Genomic DNA, 19580 nt, shown 5'->3' with positions numbered 1-19580 from the left:
CACCGGCGAAGCCGCCGGCATTTCAATGGGATTTTCGCAGTTGATTTGGCGAACATCCGAACTTCTGGCGGAATGCGCGGGAAAAATGGCTCTGGCTGCGGAAGCCATGGGCGAAGGCGACAAGGCTGACGGGCTCGTCCGGCGAAGCAAGTATCCGCTTCCGGCAGGCCTGCAACCGGGCATCAAGCAAGAACGTGCCGAATGTGATTCCGTCTCGGGCAAACAATTTGTGCAGGTGACGCGTTGAAATCCGGAAATGCCGTGCGGTCAGCCCGGGCGACAGATCGCTGTTTCCCATGTTGTGAACTACGAAGTTCTGAACCGTTACAAGATGTTGATCTGCAACGGCATTCCTGCGCGCATTGGACAATCCGAAGGACAGCATCTGCATCAGTCCAGGCAGCACATGTGGCGCCGGCACGCCGGCGGTCAGACTGTCGATGGCCGAAAACAGCGGCGCGGCGAAGCCCGATTGCCTTGTGACGGCGCGGCCGACGAATTCCGAGGCCCGGATGCCGTTGACCTCCAGCGCCGATTTCGGAAGATGCAGACAGGCTTGCTCGAACTGGCGGTCAAATTTCATTGCAAAAGGTTCGGTCGCATCGAGTAGAACGAGCGAGCCCGCATCGATTTTGGCCTCGATTCCGCGCTGGGAAATCGTGCTTTGTCCCTGCAGCTGAAAATTGATGAAAACAGCTTCGCAAGCCCGAAGCTGTATGTCCTGCCGGGTCCGCCGAACAATCTGCGCGCCGGCCTTGATTGACGAGATGCTGGCATCGTCAGCGAGCTCGAAAAGCTTGATCTGGCCATGAAATGGTCTGCTGTCGACAGGTTCGGGAGACAACGCTGTGTAGGCCTGGCTGACGGTCTCCTGCCAGTAGCCGAAGGGCTTTGCCAAGCCTTTCGTCGACCAGACTTTGGCGGGCACATTGGTCTGCTTCGGACGCTCCAAATGCATTCAAATCTTCTCCGGACTGCGTCCAGATAAGGTCAAAGTGCACTCTCGATCAAGTGCCTCTCTTGCCACGGCAACCCCGATGCCGTTCGCTGGCACCATCGAAAAAGACAGTATCCGAGGGAACCGGAATGACAACAATCAGCACCAGGCTTACCGAGAAATATGGTCTGTCCGTCCCAATCGTACAGGCGGGAATGGCCTTTGCAGGCATGACGCCGCCATTGGGTATCGCGGTGAGTGAGGCTGGCGCAATGGGTTCCATCGCGGGCGTGGGGATCATCCCACCCGAGGGTGTCGAAATGCTGGTCAACGGCATGAATGCCGGCACTGCACGTGCCTATCATGTCAATTTCATCACCATTTTCACATCCCAGGCACATATCGATTTGATGTGCCAAATGAAGCCGAAGGCGGTTTCATTTCATTGGGGACATCCGCAGAAAGCCTGGATCGATCAGATGCATGCCGCGGGCATCGACGTCTGGGAACAGGTCGGTTCGGTCACGGACGCGATTGCCGCCGTGGCGGATGGCATTGATCTGGTCATTGCCCAGGGTGCCGAAGCCGGTGGCCACAATTACGGCACGGCCGGAACCATCGCCCTGACACCTGCAGTGGTAGATGCAGTGGGCGACCGCGCTGTGGTGCTGGCTGCTGGCGGCATTGCAGATGGGCGCGGACTGGCCGCTTCGCTGATGCTTGGCGCCGATGGCGCCTGGATCGGCACAAGGTTCGTTGCAACACGGGAGGCCGCGGTTGCCGAAGAGTACAAGCAGCGCATCGTTGAAAGCGACACGGCCGACACGGATCTGACCCACATATTCGGCCGGGAACATCCGGATTTCAATCCGATCCGCGTGCTTCGCACGCCACTTGTGACGGAATGGAACGACAAGGTCGACAAGATCGCAGTGGGAGCAGAGCACCATCCACAAATCGGAGAAATGGACCTTTTGGGGCAGCAGGTGCCGCTTCACCGCTTTACAAACATGGTCCCCATGCAAGGCGCAACCGGCGCTTTCGATGAGTTGCCCTTGCTGGCCGGCGAAGGACTAGGGCTGATCAGGGACCTGCCATCGGCTGCCGAAATTGTCGCGCGCATGGCAGCCGAGGCAAAGCAGCTTCTGTCGAAATACCAGGGGTGAGCAGATGTCCAGATTCTTGGTCTTTACCGCGACCGGTCAGGTCGGCTCAGCTTTGTGCAGTGAATTGCTTTTGAGAGGACATGAGGTTGCGGGCGTTACCCGGAATGACGCAGCGGCGGGCCGTCTGGTACAGCGCGGCATTTCTCCAATTGTCGGCGACATCAGGCGACCTGAAGAGCTTGTGGCCAAGCTTGATGGATTTGACGGCGTGTTCCTGGCATCGTCCGATGCCCGGGACCAGGACAGCACAGAGATGCGGCTGATAGAGCATCTGCAGAGCATCGGCACGGCGCAGGTCGTCAAGCTTTCGGCTCAATCTGCAGGCTTGAACCCACCAGTCAGTTTCGGCTTTCAGCACCGCAATACTGAGCAGGCGCTTGAGCGCAGCGGTTTGAGCTACACCATCCTGCGGCCCACCTTTTTCCAGCAATCACTGCTCTTGATGAGCGGCGACGTTGCCAAGAAGAAGGCGATCACCGCTCCGATGGGCAAAGGCAGAACCGCGATGGTGGATGTCCGCGACATCGCATCCGTGGCGGCCCACTGCCTGACGGACAGCAAGCATGCGGGCAAGATCTACACGTTGACCGGCCCGGCGGCCTATGGATTTTCAGACGTCACGGCCAAGCTTTCAGACCTTATCGGGGTCAAGATCGGCTATACCAGCCCACCTGCACCGCTCGCCCGATTGGTCATGCCGTTGCTCACCGGGATGCCGCGCTGGAAAACCACTCTGCTGGTCGATCTGATGGTGGCCGTCAGGCAAGGTGCGCAAGAGCAGGTGACGAGCGACGTGGCGAACATCACGGGCGACGACCCACGTACGCTGGACGCCTTTCTGAAAGAACACATCGCGAGTTTCCTGCCCTAGACCGCACGGCTGAGGCCGGTAGACAAGCTGGATTGAAAGAGTTGGCCCCACGGCAGAACATTGAGCAAGTGACGAACCAGGAGAGGAAGTCGGATGACCCAGACAACATCTGCGGCGCAAGCGGTGAAAACCGCCCTGACAAAGCTGGAGAAACAGGCAGCCCTCAACCTCGCCACCGAGCTCAATGAGCCGGCTGCACTGGAGATAGCCGAACGCCTTGATGCGGCAACCGGTTCAGAAGCCGGTCTGCTGCATGGCGTGCCGCTGATCGTCAAGGCCAACATCGCGGTTGCCGGCATGCGCCATGATGGGGCCTGCCCTGCCCTGAGCGCCAGTATTGCCAAGAAGAACGCCGCCATTGTGCAACGGCTTTGCGAGGCTGGCGCAATACCTGTGGCGATGGCCAACATGCATGAACTCGCTTTCGGGACGACCAGCGCCAATGCCCATTTCGGATCTGTCGGCAATCCGCATGACCCGTCCCGCATGACCGGAGGTTCAAGCGGCGGTACTGCCGCAGCGATCGGTGCTGGCATCTTCGACATCGGGCTGGGCACCGACACCGGAGGGTCCGGCCGGATCCCGGCGGCCTTCTGCGGCTGTGCCGGCCTTCGCCCCACCACCGGACGCTATCCCGGCGAAGGCATTCTCAAACTGACCGACACGCTTGATACGATTTCGATCATGGGATCGGACATGGAGCATCTGGCGAAGCTGGACGCGGCGATCATGTCTGAAGCGCCTGTCGAGGCCCACGATGCTGCTCAGATCCGCCTTCTGGTGGTGGGCGATCCGTTCTGGCTCGGCATCAATGAGGAAATGGGCAAGCTCGGCAGACGCGCGCTAGATAAGCTCGCAGCCGCCGGGGTCGCCCTTATTGAACGCAACGCACCAGAACTCGAAACGCTGACCGCAGCGGCGGGTTTTCCAATCGCGCTGTTCGAAACGGAGCGGAACTGGCAGCTGCTGGCAAGCGTGTTGGCGGGGCTGTCACTGGCGGAGTTTGCCGACAGAATTGCGAGCCCCGACGTAAGGGGGCTGTATCAGCAGATGGCGCGCGGCGAGATGCCGGGCGAAGATGCCTATCGCGCGGCGATGGATCACCACCGGCCGGAGCTGCAGAAGGCCCTTGCGGGTCTGTTTTCCGAGACCGGTGCAGATGCGATTGTCTTTCCGACATTGGCCCGGTCGGCACCACCGATTGATGAAACCGAGATGATCGACATTGACGGTCAGAGTCTGCCATTGTTCCCGACAATGACGCGCCGGGAACTCACCGCCAGCATCGCCGCCCTTCCAGCACTTACCCTTCCGGCCGGTCTGTGCGGTGACGGATTGCCGTTTGGCTTGGAACTGGTTGGCCCATCGGGATCGGACCGCAGACTGCTGGCCATCGGCCGCGCCATCGAAGCCAAATTGAGCTGAAGGAAGCAACATTCATGAACGGTAGAATCCTATCGCTGTCGAGCTATCCGATTAAGGGGCTGAGCGCCCAAGGTCATCAGAAGGCCGACTTGAAGACCGGTGACGGATTTCCCGGCGACCGCCTGTTTGGCTTCGCCAAAAGAAACAGCGGTTTTGATCCTTCCGACCCCAAGCCGTTGCCCAAGCATAATTTTATCGTTCTGCTCCAGCACGCAAAACTCGCCGGACTTGAAACCGCGTTTGATGCCGCGACCCGCATCCTGACAATCCGGACCAAGGATTCGCCGGCGCTGGAATTCGACATGACCACCGAAGCGGGTGCGATAGGCGCAAGCGATTTTCTGACCAGCCTGCTGGATCTCAAGGACGAGGAAGTGCCGTTCTTCGCTTCCGCCTTTCCGCACCGTTTCACCGACGCTTCGGTCGCCTCCGATACACTGATGAACGCAATCTCTTTCATAAATCTCGATTCGGTGCGGGCCTTCGAACAGGAGATTTCGCAGCCAGTTGACGCCCGGCGGTTCCGGGGCAACATCGTGTTTGAAGGTTGGCCCGCTTTCAGCGAGCTCGACCTGGTGGGACGGCAGGTTCAGGTGGGTGAAGTGACCTTCAAAATCATTCTCCGCACCAAGCGCTGCCTGGCTACCGAGGTCAATCCCGACACGGCGGAACGTGACATCAAGTTGCCCAATCTCCTGAAGAAGGCCTACGGGCATTTTGACATGGGGGTCTATGCCGAAGTTCTCACCGATGGCGTGATCGAAGTCGGCGACCAGATCAAGCTCGTTGCCGCCTAAGTCACCGGCCTTTCGAAACGAGACCGTTTCGGACGCTCCATCCGGGGTGCCCGCTGCCTGCCTGATACATGACTTGGGCCAAGACTACCGATTGATCATGCCGATGCTGGTGCCGCCACAGACATAAAGCGTCTGGCCGGTGACAAAGCTGCTGGCCGGATCGCAGAAGAACAGGAAGGCATTGCTGACATCCTCGACAGATCCCAGCCGTCCGACCGGGATCCTGTTGGCAAGCTCCGCCTCGCGCTCGCTGCCCTTAGGGATGATGCCCCAGAAATTGTCGGTCTGGACCGGACCCGGCGCCACCACATTGACGGTGATGCCATGCGGCGCCAGTTCAAGCGCCCAGGTCCGCGCCATGCCGATCATGCCCGCCTTGGTGGCCGAATAGGATGTGCGGGTCGGCACGCCCAGCGCCGCGCGGGACCCGTTGAACATCACCCGGCCGAACTTCTTCGCCTTCATCGACGGCAGGAAGCCCTGCAGCAGCGTCAGCGCCGACCCCAGATGCAATTGCGCCAGACCGGTGATGTCTTCGGGCTTTGCCTCTTCGACAAGATTGGGCCAGATCAGTCCGGCATTGTGGACGAAATGTGTGACTTCGTGCTCGCTGGCGATACGCTCCGCAGCAGCCTTCACCGCCTCCGCATCGAGCAGGTCGCATTCCAGGCTGACGAGCCGCTCGTGCGCCCACTCGGGCGCATTGCGCGACAGGTTGATCACCGTGTAGCCGCGTTCCAGCAGTTGGCCTGCCAGGTCCGCGCCGATACCCTTGGACGCGCCGGTGATGACGGCGGTGTAGTCGCTCATGCGTTTTCTCCAGAAACTGACCTGACCGGCACCAGCGCCAGCACGCGAAGCGGGCTGCCGGTGCCGCCCTTGATTTTCAGCGGCGGCGCGATCAGCATCGCACCGGTCGGCGGCAGAAGGTCGAGATTGGAAAGGCACTGCAGCCCGTATTTCCCGGCCCCATGCAGCAGAAAATGCGCCGGATAGGGCGGCACGTAATGCGCGCCCTGCCCCGCATCGGTGCCCACTGTCTCGGTGCCAAAGCCGCGGATCTTGCGGGCAAGCAGCAACTCAATCGCGCCAGGCGTTGGCCCAGGCGAATGCGGCCCGTCCTCTGCCATGTTCAGATACTCAGCACCCCGCCGTTTCGACCAGTCCGTTCGCATCAACACCCAGCTGTCGGCCGGAACCGGGCCATGTTCGGCCTCCCACGCCTCGATGATCTCCGGCGTCAACTCGAGATCGTCGTCGGTCGCAGCGCCCTCGGAACAATCGATCACCACGACCGGCCCGACGAAAACCGAGGGATCGATCTCATCGACCGCGCCATTGGCGACATCGCGGCCCGACACCCAGTGGATCGGCGCGTCGAAATGGGTGCCGGTGTGCTCGTTCATCGAGATGTTGTGCCATTTCCAGGCCGGCCCGCGGCCGTCATAGGCCGAGACTTCCTCCATCCGGAACCGGGCGCACTGGCCGAATTCCGGCGGCAGCACGATCACCGGAAAATCCGGATCCAGCGTGTGGGTGAGATCGACGATTTCGACCGAGCCGTCGGCCAGCGCCGCGGCAAGTCCTTCGAGCGGATTGGTCATCAGCCTCCTCCCGCCAGTTCGCGTTCCAGAACCTTCGGGTCACGCCGCCAGCGTTCTTCAAGATCCTTGGCCACATCGCCGCAAAACACATCCTCGAGCCCTTCGCAGAGGCCGTCGACGACGGATTTGGCCAACGCCTTCGGCGCCACCTTCGGCGGCGGCAGCGGCTGATGCCATTCATCGTCAGTCGGACCGGAAAAGACATTGATCATTCTCAGACCCGACGCACGAAATTCCGCCCTGAGCGTCTGGCTGATCGAAAGCGCCGCGGCCTGGCTGGCCGAGAACGCGCCGTATTGCGGATCGGCAGACAAGGCGTGAACCGACAGGATGTTGACCAGGGCTGCAGCGGAATTAACACCATCAGCGGTGCGCGAGGTCATCGCTGGACCAAAGGCCTGCGCCAGCCGCATCAGTCCGAGCGCATTGATCTCGAACTCCTCACGCGCGAACACCGTGTCCGAACCAAGCACGCCACCAGGCCGCACATGGCGCGCCGTGTTGATCAGGATGTCGGTCTTGCCGCCGATTTCGGCAGCAAGTTTCTTCACTGAAGACGGATCGGAGACATCGAGCGACATCACCGAGACCCGGTCGTGTGCAGCGATTGCCGCGTGACCGGAGCCGCGCCGCCAGCTTTCCGATTCTCCGACGAATATCTGCGCGGCGCCCGCCGTGAGCAGTGCGTCGATAAGCGGTCGTGTCACAGGCGACCTGATGTCGGTGATCAGCACCCGCCGGTGTTTCGGGTGCGCTGTGAACTCGCGCAATTGCGGATCGTCCTCCATGTCGGGTGTCCTTTCCCTGGGCAAAGCGATCATCACGCCCTGCCCGGCCTTGTCGAGTTTGAGATCCATGCGAACCGCGTCGCCACGCCCCACATCGCCATGCAGATGGCACAGCACCGTGGGCCCCGCCGGCAACCGCACCAGGCCAGACCGCCAGGGCAGCCTTTCGCGGTAGTAGGGATCGGGCGACGCATGAATGCGGGTCTCGGCGATCACCGTTCCATCCCGCACCGTCTCGCGCCAGGCGAGATCCACCGAGAGACATGAAGAACACGCATCGCGCGGCGGATACTGAACCATGCCGCATTCATCACAATGCTGCAGCGAGAACGCTCCGCGCGCGGCCGCAGCCGTCAGCCCCAGTGCCGCCCGCGAGCGTGTTTGCGGCGGCAGGGTCGGCACCATCTGGCGCAGTTGCGGGTTTTTCTTCTTCGGCGGCAGAAGCTTGTCGGTCATGCGCCATCCCCTGTCAGGATCGCCGCCGAAGGAACACAGACCCCGGTCAAAATTGATCATGCCGAAGCCCTGATACCATGGCGGTGCGGGCGCTTGCGACCTGGGTTCCGCCCGCCTGGCCAGTCACCTGCCTTATCGCCTCGACCAGCCCGAGATAGCCGCCGGCAGCCCCCGCCTGCCCGGCCGACAACTGACCGCCCGAGGTGTTGTGCGGAAAGTCGCCGATGATTGTCAGGTCGTGTTCGCGGACAAACCGCGCGCCCTCGCCCTTGGCGCAAAAGCCCAGATCCTCGAACTGCATCATCGAAATGACAGGATAATCGTCATAGGTCTGTAACAGGTCGATGGCTTCAGGCCCGGAGCCTGCCATTTCATAAAGTTCATCGATATCCATGACCCAGCCGCCGCGCATCTGCACCGGGTCTTCCGGAAAGGCGTTGTGGCGCTCGATCGTGGCCGAGATCCGGGCATAGGCAAGGCCGCGCTTCTGCGCCTCCTCCTCGCGCATCACCAGAAAGCCCTCTGCACCGGCGCAGGGCATGACGCAATCAAACAGGCCGAACGGCTCGGATATCGGCCGGGCGTTGAGATATTGCTCCAGCGTCAGCGGCTTCTTCATGATGGCGTTGGGATAGGCAAGCGCATTGGCGCGCTGGGCCACCGCGATGAGGCCGAAATCCTCGCGTGTCGCGCCATACTCGGCCATGTAGGCGTCGGCGATCAGTGCGAAACTGGCGTTCGGTCCACCCGAGCCATAGGGATAGGATGCATCCATGGCAAAGCGCGAGAACGAGGACAGCAGCTGGCGGAAACTGTCGATCCGGTTGGCGTCACCCGCGACACAGGCCACCACGTCAACATCACCCGCTTGCACCGCACGCGCCGCGCGCCTGAGCGCCACCACACCGCTGGCCCCGCCCATCGGGATGCTGTCGAGCCATCGCGGGCTCAGCCCCAGATGCTGGGTCAGTCCCGCCGGTGTGTCCGGAAACAGCGTGAAGCTGGACACCGAAAATCCATCCAGCTCATGCGGCGACAGACCCGCCACATCAAGCGTCTGTTTCAGCGCGCGTGCGATCCACCAGTGCGCGGTTTCCTGAGAGTAACGGACATAGGGCACCGAGACGGGTGCCGTTACGACCACGCCATCGTAGTTCTGTCGCTTCACGCTGCCGTCCGCTTCTTCATCGTGCGAGTGTCTACCGTTGCCGGGTCCTGCACAAGTCTCTCCGCCAGCTCCTTTAGTTCCCTTCGCTGGATCTTCTGCGTCGACGTCAGTGGCAGGGCGTCGACAAAGGCGATATAGCCCGGCGCCTTGTAATAGGCGAGCTGCCCCAGGCACCAACCGACAATCTCGAGAGCCAGCGCCTCACCCGCCTCGCCGTCGACCTTCAGGCAGGCAAATACCTCGTCGCCGCGCACCGGATCGCCAACCGCGGCCACGGCGGCAGCCTTGACCGCCGGGTGCCGCATCAGAGCCGATTCCACTTCGACTGCGGCGATGTTCTCGCCCGATCGCCGGATGACATTTTTCTTGCGGTCGACAAAGAACATCGAGCCGTCCGCTTCGCGGCGGACGATGTCACCGGTGTGAAACCAGCCGTCGGCCCAGGCTTCCTCGGTGGCTTCAGGGTTCTTGAAATAGCCTGCGAAGAACCCGCGACGTGGATCTTCTGCCTTTTGGCGGACAAGCAGTTCGCCGGGGCCGCTTTGGCTGGCTTTCCCATCTGCCTCGACGATCCGCACATCGAGTTCGGGGCCCGGCTTGCCCAGGCAGCTCTCGCCCACCCGGCGCGGCAGCTGGTTTGCGCATATTACCGCCCCTGCGCCGGTTTCGGTCATCGCCCAGGCCTCGACCAGGGGAAACCCGAAGCGTTTCTCAAAGCTCGCATGCAGTTTTGGGTCAACGCCCGCGCCAAAGCCAAACCGGACCGAATGGTTCCGGTCCTCCCGACTTTCCGGCGCGCCCATCAGCATCGACGGCATCACGCCAAGATAATGCAGGCAGGTAGCCCCGCTTTCGCGCACGCTTTTCCACCAGCTTGACGGATGAAACCGGTCGAGCACGGTCAGGCAGCCGCCGACCGCGACCATCGCCATGAAGGAATAAGCCATAGCGTTCATGTGAAAGACCGGCAGCGGCGTGATCATCCGCTCGCCATCAGTGTTGAGCGCGCATAGCCCTCCTGCCTCGGCATACCAGCGCCCGGCCTCCAGAAAATACGTGTTGGTCAGGATGCAGCCCTTGGGGCTGCCGGTGGTGCCTGAGGTGTAGAGCAGCGCCGCTTCCATCTCCTCGCCATCCAGCGGTTCGCCGCCCGCGTCCACGCGAAGCGCCACCGCTCCTGCTGTTCCGGGTTGAGGCACAACATCACCCGGCGCGATTACCGGAACCGAAAGCCCGGCTTCCCGGGCCGCAGCGGCGAGACCGTCGCAACGGTCCGCGAGCGCCACGATCAGCGAAGGCTCCGAGTGACCAGCCATATAGCTGAGCTCGGAATGCCTCAGATCCGGATTGACCGGAACCACCGAGGCGCCGATCCGGTTGAGCGCCAGCAGCCAGACAAAGAACTGCGGCCGGTTCTCCAGAAGCAGCATGACCCGGAACCCGGGCCCATAGCCTTTTTGCTGCAGCGCTGCCGCCAGTTCGGTGACCTGCTCCTGCACCTGCCGGTAGCTCGTCTTGCCGGGCTCGATGCCGTAGATCCCGGCAGTCTCGCTCAGGACATTGAAAACCGGGCGATCCGGGAGAAGCCCGGCGGAGGCGGCAAAGGCCTGCCATATCGATTGGGTGCCAGGCTCGATCATGGTAGCAGCTGGATGTTGCGGAAGGCCGCGTCGCAATTGAGGATGTCGACCCGTTTGTTGGCGATCCGGAGCTTGCCGTCGACCAGCGCCAGTTCGTGCCGCGCGGTCAGCGCCAGCAGGAACTGCTCGTCGAGCCGGGTCTCGACATAATGCATGAAGGTGGTCGTGACGTAGGTTCCTCCCGCAACATCGATTTCGTCGACGAAGGGGCGCTGGATGACGTGATGACACCGGCTCTTGGGCTTTTGCGAGAAGGTCCGAGCGCCGTTCAGGCGTTCGACCCTAAGTTTCAGCATGAAGAGGTCCTCATACATCAGCGAGGTGACATTCACGGGATCGGTCTGGTTGTAGTCGAGCGGCATCCAGTAATGGCCATCCTTGAGCCACAGCGCGAGCCATTCGTCATAACGCCCTTCATCGAGCATGCGCACTTCGTCATAGATGAAGTCGATCAGCTGATCCCTGGAAACGCTCATTCCGCCGCCTCCCGGACATCATCCATGTCGCAAGTCATGAACTTGACCCAGGCATCGAACTGGTTGCGCATCTGCCGTTCGGTGGTGCCGTTCTCGACCTTCTCCTCGCTGAAATCCTCGTCTTCCTCATAGAGGCGCTGGATGTTGACCCACTCCATCCCGTCGGACTGCAGCCCCTCCTGCGCCCGCTCGTACATTTCCAGATCGTCATGGCCGACAATGGAGGTGGGCGCATTGATCATTCGGTTGTACATCGCGGTGCGCGCCGTCAGTTGCTCGGGGCCGTCGACCAGCCGGTAGATGTAGCTTTCCACCAGGGTCTTGTCGGCAGCCAATGGGATGAACACCCGCAATTGCTGGATCGGCCCCTTGATCATGATGTTGGGGAAATAGACAGTGTTGTGACGGTTCTCATCGAGGATCGCCTTGGCCTTCTCCTCGCCATAGGCCCCGACCATCTTGTCCATGTAGCCCGGAATGGTCGAGTAATTGGAGTGGATCGAGTGATGAACCCCGGTGTGGCCGTGTCCGTTCGGCCAGGTCCGGATCCCCATGTTCTCGAAGAACTCGTAGGGTGACATGAACGGTGCGATGATCTCCATCGCCGGCGGCAATGGCGTTCCTTCCGGCATGTCGAGCTCTTCCCAGAGCTTCACCGCTGTGCCGGCTGAACTTTCATGGGCCACCATCGGATGGCAGGTGTCGGTCTGGTTCTCGACCAGCATTTTCCAGTTGCAATGATGCATGTATCTGAGCGGCGGCCCGGCGACCTCAAGCCGGCCTGCGGGCGAACGATCGACCATGTTGTCGATCGAAGAGAGGGATTCGCCGAAGAAGTCCTCGAACGAAATACCGATCTCGGCCAGGCGGCAGAAGATGAAGCCGCGGTAGTTCCTGACCTCGCCGACGGCCCGCATGCCCTTCTTGCTGTCGCTGTTTTCAAAGCCGGTGTTCTCGTAGCCCTTTTTCAGCGGAATCGCGAGCAGGCATCCATCGGTCTTGAACGACCAGGCATGATAGGGACAGCGGAAGAACTTGCCGGTGTTTCCGGCCCGATCGATGACGATCTTTGTCCCCTTGTGCGGGCAGCGGTTGTGGAGCACATGCACCTCGCCGTCGCTGTGGCGGACCTGGATCACCGGCTGATCGCCCACCTGCGTGGAGAAGTAATCACCCTTGTTTGGCGTCTGGCTTTCATGGCCGACAAACACCCAGGCATTGGCGAACAGGTGCCTCATTTCGAGCCGGTAGATCTCCTGATCGACATAGACGTCACGATGGACTTCATTGCCGCGAAACAGCGCTCTGATCGCTGCCGGGTTGTCTGCATAGCGTCCCATGGATACCTCTCCTATAGATCGAGCACGAGACGTGCGGATTTCGCTCGGCTCACGCAAATCTGCATGACCTTGCCTTCGGCTTTTTCGCTGTCGCTGAGCACCACGTCGCGATGATCGGGCACGCCCTCGATGACGTCGGTCCTGCAGATCCCGCAATCGCCCCGCAGACAGTCGTGAATGAGGTCCACACCGCCAGCTTCAAGAACATCAATGATGGTCTTGCCTGGTGGCACCGTGAAGACTTCACCGGTTGCATGAACCTCGACCTCGAAACTCCTGTCCCCGGACTCTTCGGCTGCCGAGGTGAACAGTTCAAAATGAATGTGATCCGCGGCGATGCCGGCAGCTCCCATGGCCGATTTAACCGCTTCGATCATCCCTTTGGGACCGCATACATAAACATGCTCGTCTGCATCAACCGACGCCGCCAGACCGGCAATGTTCAATGCGGTTTCAGGCTGATCGTCGAAATGCAGGGTCAGCTCACCGCCAAACGCCTGTTCCAATTCGTCGCGATAGGCCATCTTAGCCCTGGTCCGTCCGGCATAGTGGAAGCGGAACGGGGTGCCCTCATGCTTGAGCGCGGTTGCCATGCTGATCAACGGATTAATTCCGATGCCGCCCGCAATCAGCAGAGCCGGCTTGTTGAGCTGCAATGGAAAATCATTGCCGGGCGGAGAAACCGCAACCTCGTCGCCGGACGCGAGTTCGTGCATGAACCGGGATCCGCCAGCGCTCTGTGCCTCGAGCTGAACTGCGAAACGATACCGGCCTATGCCGGCATTTTCGCTCACAGGCTCGAAATCAATGAGGGAATATGATCGTTCGCCGACCGGTAACTGCAACTTGACGTGAGCGCCGGGCGTGTAACCAGCAAGCCTGTCGCCATCGCCGGGAACGAACACCAGCTCACGAACTGCATCGGTCACCATGCGCGCTGATGCGACTTTCAATTTAATCGGCTCAACCAACTTTCTTATCCCCTTTGTGACAAAGCATGATTTTTCATATATTTTTTGTCAAGAGGTTTTTGTTGAAGATACACTTGGGGGATGCGATGAAAGTTCCCCCTGAGAATGCGGAATCCGGATGAGCAACACAATCGACACCCCCAAGTCCCCCTTTGTTCCCAACTACCTGCTCTATCTGCTGGCAGCGGCAAGCGAGGCGGCAAGTGCGCGCTTTCACAGCCATGTGCGCAAACGCGGCCTGCGCGTGCCAGAGTGGCGTGTTTTGGCATGCCTGACGGATACCGATGGCTCAATGGTCACTGAGTTGGCGCGATACGCAATGATCGAACAGTCAAGACTGACAAAGATAATCATACAGATGGACGCCCGTGGCCTTGTCACACGCCGCAGCGATCCAAAAGACGGCCGGCGCGTCCGGGTTTTCCTGACGAAGGAGGGGCGCGCACTCGCAGACGAACTGGTTGCGGATGCGAAGACCCATGAATTGGAACTGCTCACATCATTCCAGGGCAATGAAGGCGCCGAGATCAAGGATACGTTGCGCGCGCTGATCCGGCACCTTGAATCTGACCAGCCCTGATCAATCGCGCCCTGCTTCGCTGAACTTGGGTGCTACTTAAGCGAAATCCGGAAAAACACGATCCATGATATTGAATGTTTTTATATGATAATGCATATTTCTGGCTTCACGGTCGGAAAAGGGAGTTCTGACCATCATCTACCGGGAGGAAGCGCATGAAAAAGATTGGAACACTATTCGCAAGCACGGTGCTGGCGGTCGGCTTTTCCGCGTCCGCAATGGCGGCAGACATCAACATGACCATTTCAAGCTGGTTGCCGCCATCGCATCCAATCAACACCGAAATGCTGCAGGGCCTCATCGGGATGATGGAAGACGCGACGGACGGCCAGGTCAGCGGCGAAATCAAGATGGGGCTGGCCCCTCCTCCGGCGCAGATGGATCTCATACTCGATGGTGCAGCCGACATCACGATCATTTTCAACGGCTACCAGCCGGGCCGTTTCGTCGGCACCAAGCTGATCGAACTTCCGGGCTACGAAGGCAATGCGGAAGCCGCATCCGTTGCCTATTGGCAGGTCCACGAGAAATATCTCGCCCAGCTCGATGAGTTCAAAGGAACCAAGGTCATTGCCCTTAACACCCATGGCCCGGGTCAGATCCACTCCAACAAGCCTGTCAGTTCCCTGGCTGATCTGCAGGGCCTCAAGACCCGTCTCGGTGGCGGCGTTTCTGCGGATGTCGGCGCGGAACTCGGGCTCATCGGCATTCAGGTTCCGGCACCAAAGGTCTACGAGACCCTGTCTTCAGGTGCAGCCGATGCGGTGGCGATGAACATGGGCGAACGGCTGAGCTTCAAGCTCAACGAAGTCGCAAAGAACGTCTACGAAATGCCCGGCGGCTTCTATCGCGGCGCCTTTGCCGTGATCATGAGTGAAGAAAAGTTCGATTCTCTGCCTGATGACGTGAAGACCGCACTTGAAGAAAAGGTCTTCGGCGAGCCTGCATCCAAGATGATGGGGATTGCCTGGGACGCAAGCGACGAGCGGGCGCGCGAGGCCACCATGGCTGCGGGCGATAACACCATTGTTACCGCCAGCGCAGAGGATCAGGCAACATTTGCCGATATGGCTGCGCGTGTGCGCACCAAGGTCCTTGGCGAGATCTCGGCACTTGGCATCGATGCTGATGCCGCCCATGAAATGGTGACGTCCACAATGGCCTCCTACGGTAAGTAAGTTCATCGCGGGGGCATGGCTGCGCGCCCTGCCCCCGCAGATCTGCCTTTGAGGAGCCATCCATGAAATCCATCGCGAAAGTGCTCAATCGGCTGACGGAGTTGCCAATGCTCGTCGCCGGAGCAACGCTCTTCATCCTGATGGTGCTGACGTTCGCAGATGTCATCATGCGCTCCACATTCTCCGCCCCGATCGAGGCCGCAACAGAGCTGACCCGCATAGCCATGGCGGTGATCGTGTTTTCCGCGCTCCCGGTCGTGTCTGGCCGGGCCGAACATATTGTTGTCGACCTGCTTGATCCGCTGTTTCAGCGCGCCAGGATCAAACGTATCCTCGACGGAGTGATCACTCTGGCCTGCGGCATTCTGCTTGTCTGGCCCGCCATGCGCGCCTTTGATCTCGCCGAGCGCGCCAGAAGTTACGGCGATCTGACCGAGTATCTCTCGATCCCGGTTTTCTACATCACCTGGTTCATTGCCCTCATGACCCTCGCAACCGCTGGCGCAATGGCGCTTCGCGGCGTGGTCACCCTGTTCATGCCAGAGCTGCTGCGAGGCGCACATGATTGAGTCCCTCATCGGTTTTGGAGCAGTCCTGATCCTGGTTCTGCTGCGCATGCCCATCGCCTTCGCCATGGGCATTGTCGGCATGATCGGCTTGACGTACGAGACAAATTTCAGAGCGGCGATCTCTTTGGTGTCCCGGTTGATCATCGACACCAGCCAGGATTACGGGCTGTCGGTTGTGCCGCTGTTCATTCTCATGGGCCTTTTCGTCAACAAGGGCGGCATCAGCCGCGAACTCTACCAGGTTTCGAACGCCTTTCTCGGCCATTTCCGTGGCGGTTTGGCCATGGCCACGATCGCCGCCTGCGGCGGCTTTGCCGCAATCTGCGGATCGTCGCTCGCCACCGCTGCCACAATGTCCAAGGTGGTGATGCCCGAAATGCGCAAGCTCGGCTATTCCGATGAACTCTCCTCGGCCTCCATTGCCGCCGGCGGAACCTTGGGGATCCTGATCCCGCCATCGGTGATCCTCGTGATCTATGGTCTTCTGACGGAGACTTCCATCGGCAAGCTGTTCATAGCCGGCATCATTCCCGGCATTCTCGGCATCGTGTTCTATCTGATCGCGGTCCAGATATCGGTGTTCCGGAATCCCGCCGCGGGTCCGGCCGGCCGGCGCTTCAGCCTGTCTGAAAAGCTGCAGGCGCTGCGCGGCGTCTGGTCTGTCCTGCTGCTGTTTTTCCTGGTGATCGGCGGGCTGTATGGTGCGCTCGATTTCTGGCCAATCCACCTGACCTTCTCGCCCACAGAGGCCGCCGGAATGGGTGCGATGGGCGCGTTCCTGATCGCACTGTCGCGCAGTTCGCTTTCGTTCCGCGAAACACTCACGGTTCTCAAGGAAGCCGCGACCACCACCGCACAGCTTTTCAGTGTCCTGATCGGTGCCTGGATTTTCTCGAACTTCGTCAACTATGCCGGCCTTCCCGAAGGGCTCAAGGACATGATTGTCGGTGCCGAGCTCTCACCCTGGCTGGTTATGACAGTCATTATCCTGATTTACGTCGCACTGGGCTGCGTCTTTGAAAGCCTGTCCATGCTGCTGCTGACGGTGCCCATTTTCTTCCCGATCGTAATCGGGCTCGGCTATGATCCGGTCTGGTTCGGCATTGTCGTCGTCGTGGTGACCGAAATCAGCCTGATCACCCCGCCAGTCGGCCTGAACGTCTTCATCCTCAAAAGCGTGGTTGGCAATATCTCGGTCGGCACCATCTTCCGGGGTGTCACGCCATTCTGGATCATGGACATCGTCCGCTTGCTGATCCTGATGCTGTTCCCCTGGCTGGTGCTTTTCCTGCCATCGCAGATGTAGCGCGTCAGAGCCAGTGTTTCCGGCCGCCGATCACCACGGCGAAAGGGCCACAAACCTTTCAGCTCAAGTTAGCCTGATATCACCTTGAAGATCTATGGTGCTGGTGAGTGGCTGGACGGAAAGCATGGAGCGAAACCTTGACGCCGCGATCCGAACTGACGAGCTTGTAGGGGCCCGATCCGACAGGCGCTTCATTGAAACCTTCCTGGCCGAGTTCGGAAGCGACATGTTCGGGCACCACCGAGAGCTTGACCAGCTGAGCCATCAGCGCGGGGTAAGGCTTGCTGGTCAATAGAATGACGGTGTCCTCATCACACTTCTTGGCGCCGACGATCGAGTTGAACTGGCCGAGCTGCGGGCTTGAGAAGTCCGGACCGGTTCTTGTGGGGGCGCTGGTTGTTTTTGCTTTTGCTTGGACGCTCCCGGTTTCCATTCTCCTCTTTCCATCGTCAGTTCACTGCTGTCGTTGAGCAGCGCAAGACTGACGAAACTCTGAATCTTTTCGATTTCACGCAAACGAATAACGCGGATCGCCTCAGCATCCCCCGCGCGATGGGCGGCGACCAGAGCTTCGGCCTCTACGGCGCCAAGCGGTGCGGCACCGGACAGTTTAAGCAAGCGGACAATACGGTCCGACTGACCCCACAGGCTCGACAGGAAACTGGCGACTATCGGATCTACCCCGGTCAGCATGTTCGTGGCAAAGAGCGCTGTAGCACCTTCAAAGGGTGCATGTTCGTTATCGCTCAATTGGATCCAATTGAGCGATAACGAACATGCATTGGTGTCATTTTTCAAACTGCGCGCCAATGGCAGCGATGGCGGCTTTGGCGACAGACCGGTCTTGCTCCGGGCTTCCGGAACCGACCCCTACGCCGCCCAGCAAGACACCATCGAGGTAGATCGGCAATCCACCGCCAAGTCCGGTGACTGCGCCTTGTGTGGCGGCCGCGATCAATGGAGCCACCTGTGGCGGGATCCTATCCGATTCAACTCCGATGGAGGCAGCTGTTCGTGCTTTTGAGCGCGCACTGAGAAGGCTGAGATACTTCGAACCGGTCATGCGAAGCGTTGCAAGGCTCTCCCCGCTTTTGTCGACAATGACGATGCATTGCGGCTGACCCATTTCGGTTGCAGCTGCAACGCCGGCCTGCAACATTTCGAGTGCCGCCTCGTGTGTGAGCTCGATTGTCTTCTGGACAAAGTTCATAGGTGACCTCAGCTTCAATCAGATTGGATGACTATCGGCAATGCGCATCAACGTAACCCGTTGAGGAGTGCCGTTCGAAACGTGGATATCGGTTTGGCAGGATTGGCCATACGCAGACCGACTTGGACCGAGCCCAGAACGGAACATGGGCCGGGCAACAACTAGACGGGCGAGACGCCATTCACATTGAGGTAGGCTGCATAAAGCGAGGTGGTTCCGCAGATAAACAGTCTGTTGAGCTTCGGACCGCCAAAACAGACATTGGCGACCAGCTCCGGGATCAGGATCTTGCCAATGAGATCCCCCTGAGCTGTGAGGCAATGCACGCCATCTGCGGCTGAACTCCAGATCCGCCCATCACGATCAACGCGGAAGCCGTCAAACACGCCCGCGCTGCAGTCCGCCACCACGTCTCCGCCCGAAAGGCGGCCATCGGCCCCGACGCTGTGCCGGCGGATATGGGCAGGTCCGCCCGGCGTATGGGTGATCCCGGTATCAGCGATGTAGAGGTGACTTTCGTCCGGGGAGAAAGCCAGTCCATTGGGTTTGACGTAATCATCGGCAACCATCTCGACAGCGCCCGTCCCGGGATCGACGCGGTAGACATGGCAGGCGCCAATCTCGCTGGTCGCGCGATCGCCCTCATAGTCCATGAGGATTCCATAGGACGGGTCCGTGAACCAGATTGTCCCGTCCGATTTCACCACCACATCATTGGGTGAATTCAGCCTCTTACCATCGTAGCTGTCCGCGATCACAGTGATCGAGCCGTCAAGCTCGGTCCGCGTGACCCGGCGTGTGAGATGTTCGCAGCTGATCAGCCTTCCCTGGCGGTCCACCGTGTGGCCATTGCTGTTGTTGGAGGGATCACGGAAGACCGAAACGCTGCCGTCGGTTTCATCAAACCGCATGATGCGGTTGTTGGGAATATCGGACCAGAGGAGATAACGTCCCGCTGCGAACCATACCGATCCCTCCGACCAGCGTGCGCCGGTCCACAACCGTTCCACCCGCGCATGGCCAATGACGCAATCATTGAATTCAGGCTTGATGGCTTGAAAGCCGGTTCCCTCGATCACACCAAACATCACTGTCCCC

At 60.1% G+C, this 19580-nt stretch carries 20 protein-coding genes and 1 pseudogene; 8 read left to right on the top strand and 13 right to left on the bottom strand.

The genetic code is table 11. The features are described 5' to 3' along the window. Positions 1–22: 22 nt before the first annotated feature. Positions 23–958, bottom strand: coding sequence for a helix-turn-helix domain-containing protein (locus HPDFL43_RS10265; protein WP_007197260.1), 936 nt, complete (start codon positions 956–958; stop codon positions 23–25). A 128-nt stretch (positions 959–1086) separates the two neighbouring features. Here HPDFL43_RS10265 and HPDFL43_RS10260 point away from each other — a divergent pair, with 128 nt between their 5' ends. The 4 genes from HPDFL43_RS10260 to HPDFL43_RS10245 all read left to right on the top strand — a co-directional run bounded on the left by HPDFL43_RS10260 (position 1087) and on the right by HPDFL43_RS10245 (position 5196). Continuing rightward, positions 1087–2103 (top strand): NAD(P)H-dependent flavin oxidoreductase, encoded by a 1017-nt coding sequence (locus HPDFL43_RS10260; protein ID WP_040449184.1) that lies wholly within the window; start codon positions 1087–1089, stop codon positions 2101–2103. 4 nt (positions 2104–2107) lie between these two features. Beyond that, on the top strand, positions 2108–2974 hold the full coding sequence (locus HPDFL43_RS10255; RefSeq protein ID WP_007197257.1) for an NAD(P)H-binding protein: 867 nt from the start codon (positions 2108–2110) through the stop codon (positions 2972–2974). A 93-nt stretch (positions 2975–3067) separates the two neighbouring features. Further along, a complete protein-coding gene (locus tag HPDFL43_RS10250) occupies positions 3068–4399 on the top strand; it encodes an amidase family protein (protein WP_007197256.1) in 1332 nt (443 codons plus the stop codon). 14 nt (positions 4400–4413) lie between these two features. Next, positions 4414–5196, top strand: coding sequence for an MOSC domain-containing protein (locus HPDFL43_RS10245; RefSeq protein ID WP_007197255.1), 783 nt, complete (start codon positions 4414–4416; stop codon positions 5194–5196). A gap of 84 nt (positions 5197–5280) precedes the next feature. Here HPDFL43_RS10245 and HPDFL43_RS10240 read toward each other — a convergent pair whose 3' ends face one another. The 8 genes and pseudogenes from HPDFL43_RS10240 to HPDFL43_RS10205 form a co-directional block, all read right to left on the bottom strand. After that, a complete protein-coding gene (locus tag HPDFL43_RS10240) occupies positions 5281–6006 on the bottom strand; it encodes an SDR family NAD(P)-dependent oxidoreductase (protein ID WP_007197254.1) in 726 nt (241 codons plus the stop codon). Next, complete coding sequence (locus HPDFL43_RS10235) at positions 6003–6800, bottom strand: cyclase family protein (protein ID WP_007197253.1); 798 nt, start codon at positions 6798–6800, stop codon at positions 6003–6005. Before HPDFL43_RS10235 ends, HPDFL43_RS10240 begins: the two co-directional genes overlap by 4 nt. Next, positions 6800–8044: an SDR family NAD(P)-dependent oxidoreductase gene (locus tag HPDFL43_RS10230; RefSeq protein ID WP_040450075.1), complete on the bottom strand. Its 1245-nt coding sequence runs from the start codon at positions 8042–8044 to the stop codon at positions 6800–6802. Before HPDFL43_RS10230 ends, HPDFL43_RS10235 begins: the two co-directional genes overlap by 1 nt. Continuing rightward, a pseudogene (locus tag HPDFL43_RS10225) lies at positions 8041–9212 on the bottom strand (thiolase family protein). Before HPDFL43_RS10225 ends, HPDFL43_RS10230 begins: the two are co-directional and overlap by 4 nt. After that, positions 9209–10852, bottom strand: coding sequence for an AMP-binding protein (locus HPDFL43_RS10220; protein WP_007197250.1), 1644 nt, complete (start codon positions 10850–10852; stop codon positions 9209–9211). Before HPDFL43_RS10220 ends, HPDFL43_RS10225 begins: the two are co-directional and overlap by 4 nt. Next, entirely contained in the window at positions 10849–11328 is a 480-nt protein-coding gene (locus tag HPDFL43_RS10215; protein ID WP_007197249.1) for an aromatic-ring-hydroxylating dioxygenase subunit beta, read from the bottom strand. The genes HPDFL43_RS10220 and HPDFL43_RS10215 overlap by 4 nt, the downstream gene beginning before the upstream one ends. Beyond that, a complete protein-coding gene (locus tag HPDFL43_RS10210) occupies positions 11325–12668 on the bottom strand; it encodes an aromatic ring-hydroxylating dioxygenase subunit alpha (protein ID WP_007197248.1) in 1344 nt (447 codons plus the stop codon). Before HPDFL43_RS10210 ends, HPDFL43_RS10215 begins: the two co-directional genes overlap by 4 nt. Positions 12669–12679: 11 nt before the next feature. Continuing rightward, complete coding sequence (locus tag HPDFL43_RS10205) at positions 12680–13639, bottom strand: PDR/VanB family oxidoreductase (protein ID WP_245271115.1); 960 nt, start codon at positions 13637–13639, stop codon at positions 12680–12682. Between the two features lie 118 nt (positions 13640–13757). Between HPDFL43_RS10205 and HPDFL43_RS10200 the strand changes: the two genes are divergently transcribed. From HPDFL43_RS10200 to HPDFL43_RS10185, 4 genes are all read left to right on the top strand, one after another. Continuing rightward, positions 13758–14219 (top strand): MarR family winged helix-turn-helix transcriptional regulator, encoded by a 462-nt coding sequence (locus tag HPDFL43_RS10200; protein ID WP_007197246.1) that lies wholly within the window; start codon positions 13758–13760, stop codon positions 14217–14219. A gap of 155 nt (positions 14220–14374) precedes the next feature. Then, on the top strand, positions 14375–15397 hold the full coding sequence (locus tag HPDFL43_RS10195; protein ID WP_007197245.1) for a TRAP transporter substrate-binding protein: 1023 nt from the start codon (positions 14375–14377) through the stop codon (positions 15395–15397). Between the two features lie 62 nt (positions 15398–15459). Next, positions 15460–15966, top strand: a complete 507-nt coding sequence (locus HPDFL43_RS10190; protein ID WP_007197244.1) for a TRAP transporter small permease — start codon at positions 15460–15462, stop codon at positions 15964–15966. Continuing rightward, positions 15959–17272, top strand: coding sequence for a TRAP transporter large permease (locus tag HPDFL43_RS10185; protein ID WP_007197243.1), 1314 nt, complete (start codon positions 15959–15961; stop codon positions 17270–17272). The genes HPDFL43_RS10190 and HPDFL43_RS10185 overlap by 8 nt, the downstream gene beginning before the upstream one ends. A 79-nt stretch (positions 17273–17351) precedes the next feature. On the opposite strand, the gene HPDFL43_RS21665 is transcribed toward HPDFL43_RS10185, so the two are convergent. The 4 genes from HPDFL43_RS21665 to HPDFL43_RS10165 form a co-directional block, all read right to left on the bottom strand. Continuing rightward, positions 17352–17606, bottom strand: coding sequence for an ABC transporter substrate-binding protein (locus tag HPDFL43_RS21665; protein WP_245271138.1), 255 nt, complete (start codon positions 17604–17606; stop codon positions 17352–17354). Next, positions 17561–18070, bottom strand: a complete 510-nt coding sequence (locus HPDFL43_RS22260; protein WP_245271162.1) for a hypothetical protein — start codon at positions 18068–18070, stop codon at positions 17561–17563. Before HPDFL43_RS22260 ends, HPDFL43_RS21665 begins: the two co-directional genes overlap by 46 nt. Continuing rightward, positions 18060–18482 (bottom strand): GlcG/HbpS family heme-binding protein, encoded by a 423-nt coding sequence (locus HPDFL43_RS10170; RefSeq protein ID WP_007197241.1) that lies wholly within the window; start codon positions 18480–18482, stop codon positions 18060–18062. Before HPDFL43_RS10170 ends, HPDFL43_RS22260 begins: the two co-directional genes overlap by 11 nt. A 161-nt stretch (positions 18483–18643) precedes the next feature. Further along, positions 18644–19570, bottom strand: coding sequence for an SMP-30/gluconolactonase/LRE family protein (locus HPDFL43_RS10165; protein ID WP_007197240.1), 927 nt, complete (start codon positions 19568–19570; stop codon positions 18644–18646). Between the last annotated feature and the right edge of the window lie 10 nt (positions 19571–19580).

Source organism: Hoeflea phototrophica DFL-43 (assembly GCF_000154705.2).
GTDB classification, from domain to species: Bacteria; Pseudomonadota; Alphaproteobacteria; order Rhizobiales; family Rhizobiaceae; genus Hoeflea; species Hoeflea phototrophica.
The sequence above is the reverse complement of the archived record's forward strand: the minus strand, read 5'-3'. Positions and strand labels throughout refer to the sequence as shown.

Excerpts from the sequence above, each read along its gene's own strand:
- HPDFL43_RS10215 (WP_007197249.1), bottom strand. The coding sequence starts at position 11,328 with ATGAGCGTTTCCAGGGATCAGCTGATCGACTTCATCTATGACGAAGTG.
- HPDFL43_RS10170 (WP_007197241.1), bottom strand. The coding sequence starts at position 18,482 with ATGAACTTTGTCCAGAAGACAATCGAGCTCACACACGAGGCGGCACTC.
- HPDFL43_RS10245 (WP_007197255.1), top strand. The coding sequence starts at position 4,414 with ATGAACGGTAGAATCCTATCGCTGTCGAGCTATCCGATTAAGGGGCTG.
- HPDFL43_RS10240 (WP_007197254.1), bottom strand. The coding sequence starts at position 6,006 with ATGAGCGACTACACCGCCGTCATCACCGGCGCGTCCAAGGGTATCGGC.
- HPDFL43_RS10260 (WP_040449184.1), top strand. The coding sequence starts at position 1,087 with ATGACAACAATCAGCACCAGGCTTACCGAGAAATATGGTCTGTCCGTC.
- HPDFL43_RS10220 (WP_007197250.1), bottom strand. The coding sequence starts at position 10,852 with ATGATCGAGCCTGGCACCCAATCGATATGGCAGGCCTTTGCCGCCTCC.
- HPDFL43_RS10250 (WP_007197256.1), top strand. The coding sequence starts at position 3,068 with ATGACCCAGACAACATCTGCGGCGCAAGCGGTGAAAACCGCCCTGACA.
- HPDFL43_RS10190 (WP_007197244.1), top strand. The coding sequence starts at position 15,460 with ATGAAATCCATCGCGAAAGTGCTCAATCGGCTGACGGAGTTGCCAATG.
- HPDFL43_RS10210 (WP_007197248.1), bottom strand. The coding sequence starts at position 12,668 with ATGGGACGCTATGCAGACAACCCGGCAGCGATCAGAGCGCTGTTTCGC.
- HPDFL43_RS10255 (WP_007197257.1), top strand. The coding sequence starts at position 2,108 with ATGTCCAGATTCTTGGTCTTTACCGCGACCGGTCAGGTCGGCTCAGCT.
- HPDFL43_RS10235 (WP_007197253.1), bottom strand. The coding sequence starts at position 6,800 with ATGACCAATCCGCTCGAAGGACTTGCCGCGGCGCTGGCCGACGGCTCG.
- HPDFL43_RS10185 (WP_007197243.1), top strand. The coding sequence starts at position 15,959 with ATGATTGAGTCCCTCATCGGTTTTGGAGCAGTCCTGATCCTGGTTCTG.
- HPDFL43_RS10195 (WP_007197245.1), top strand. The coding sequence starts at position 14,375 with ATGAAAAAGATTGGAACACTATTCGCAAGCACGGTGCTGGCGGTCGGC.
- HPDFL43_RS10165 (WP_007197240.1), bottom strand. The coding sequence starts at position 19,570 with ATGTTTGGTGTGATCGAGGGAACCGGCTTTCAAGCCATCAAGCCTGAA.
- HPDFL43_RS10265 (WP_007197260.1), bottom strand. The coding sequence starts at position 958 with ATGCATTTGGAGCGTCCGAAGCAGACCAATGTGCCCGCCAAAGTCTGG.
- HPDFL43_RS10200 (WP_007197246.1), top strand. The coding sequence starts at position 13,758 with ATGAGCAACACAATCGACACCCCCAAGTCCCCCTTTGTTCCCAACTAC.
- HPDFL43_RS10230 (WP_040450075.1), bottom strand. The coding sequence starts at position 8,044 with ATGACCGACAAGCTTCTGCCGCCGAAGAAGAAAAACCCGCAACTGCGC.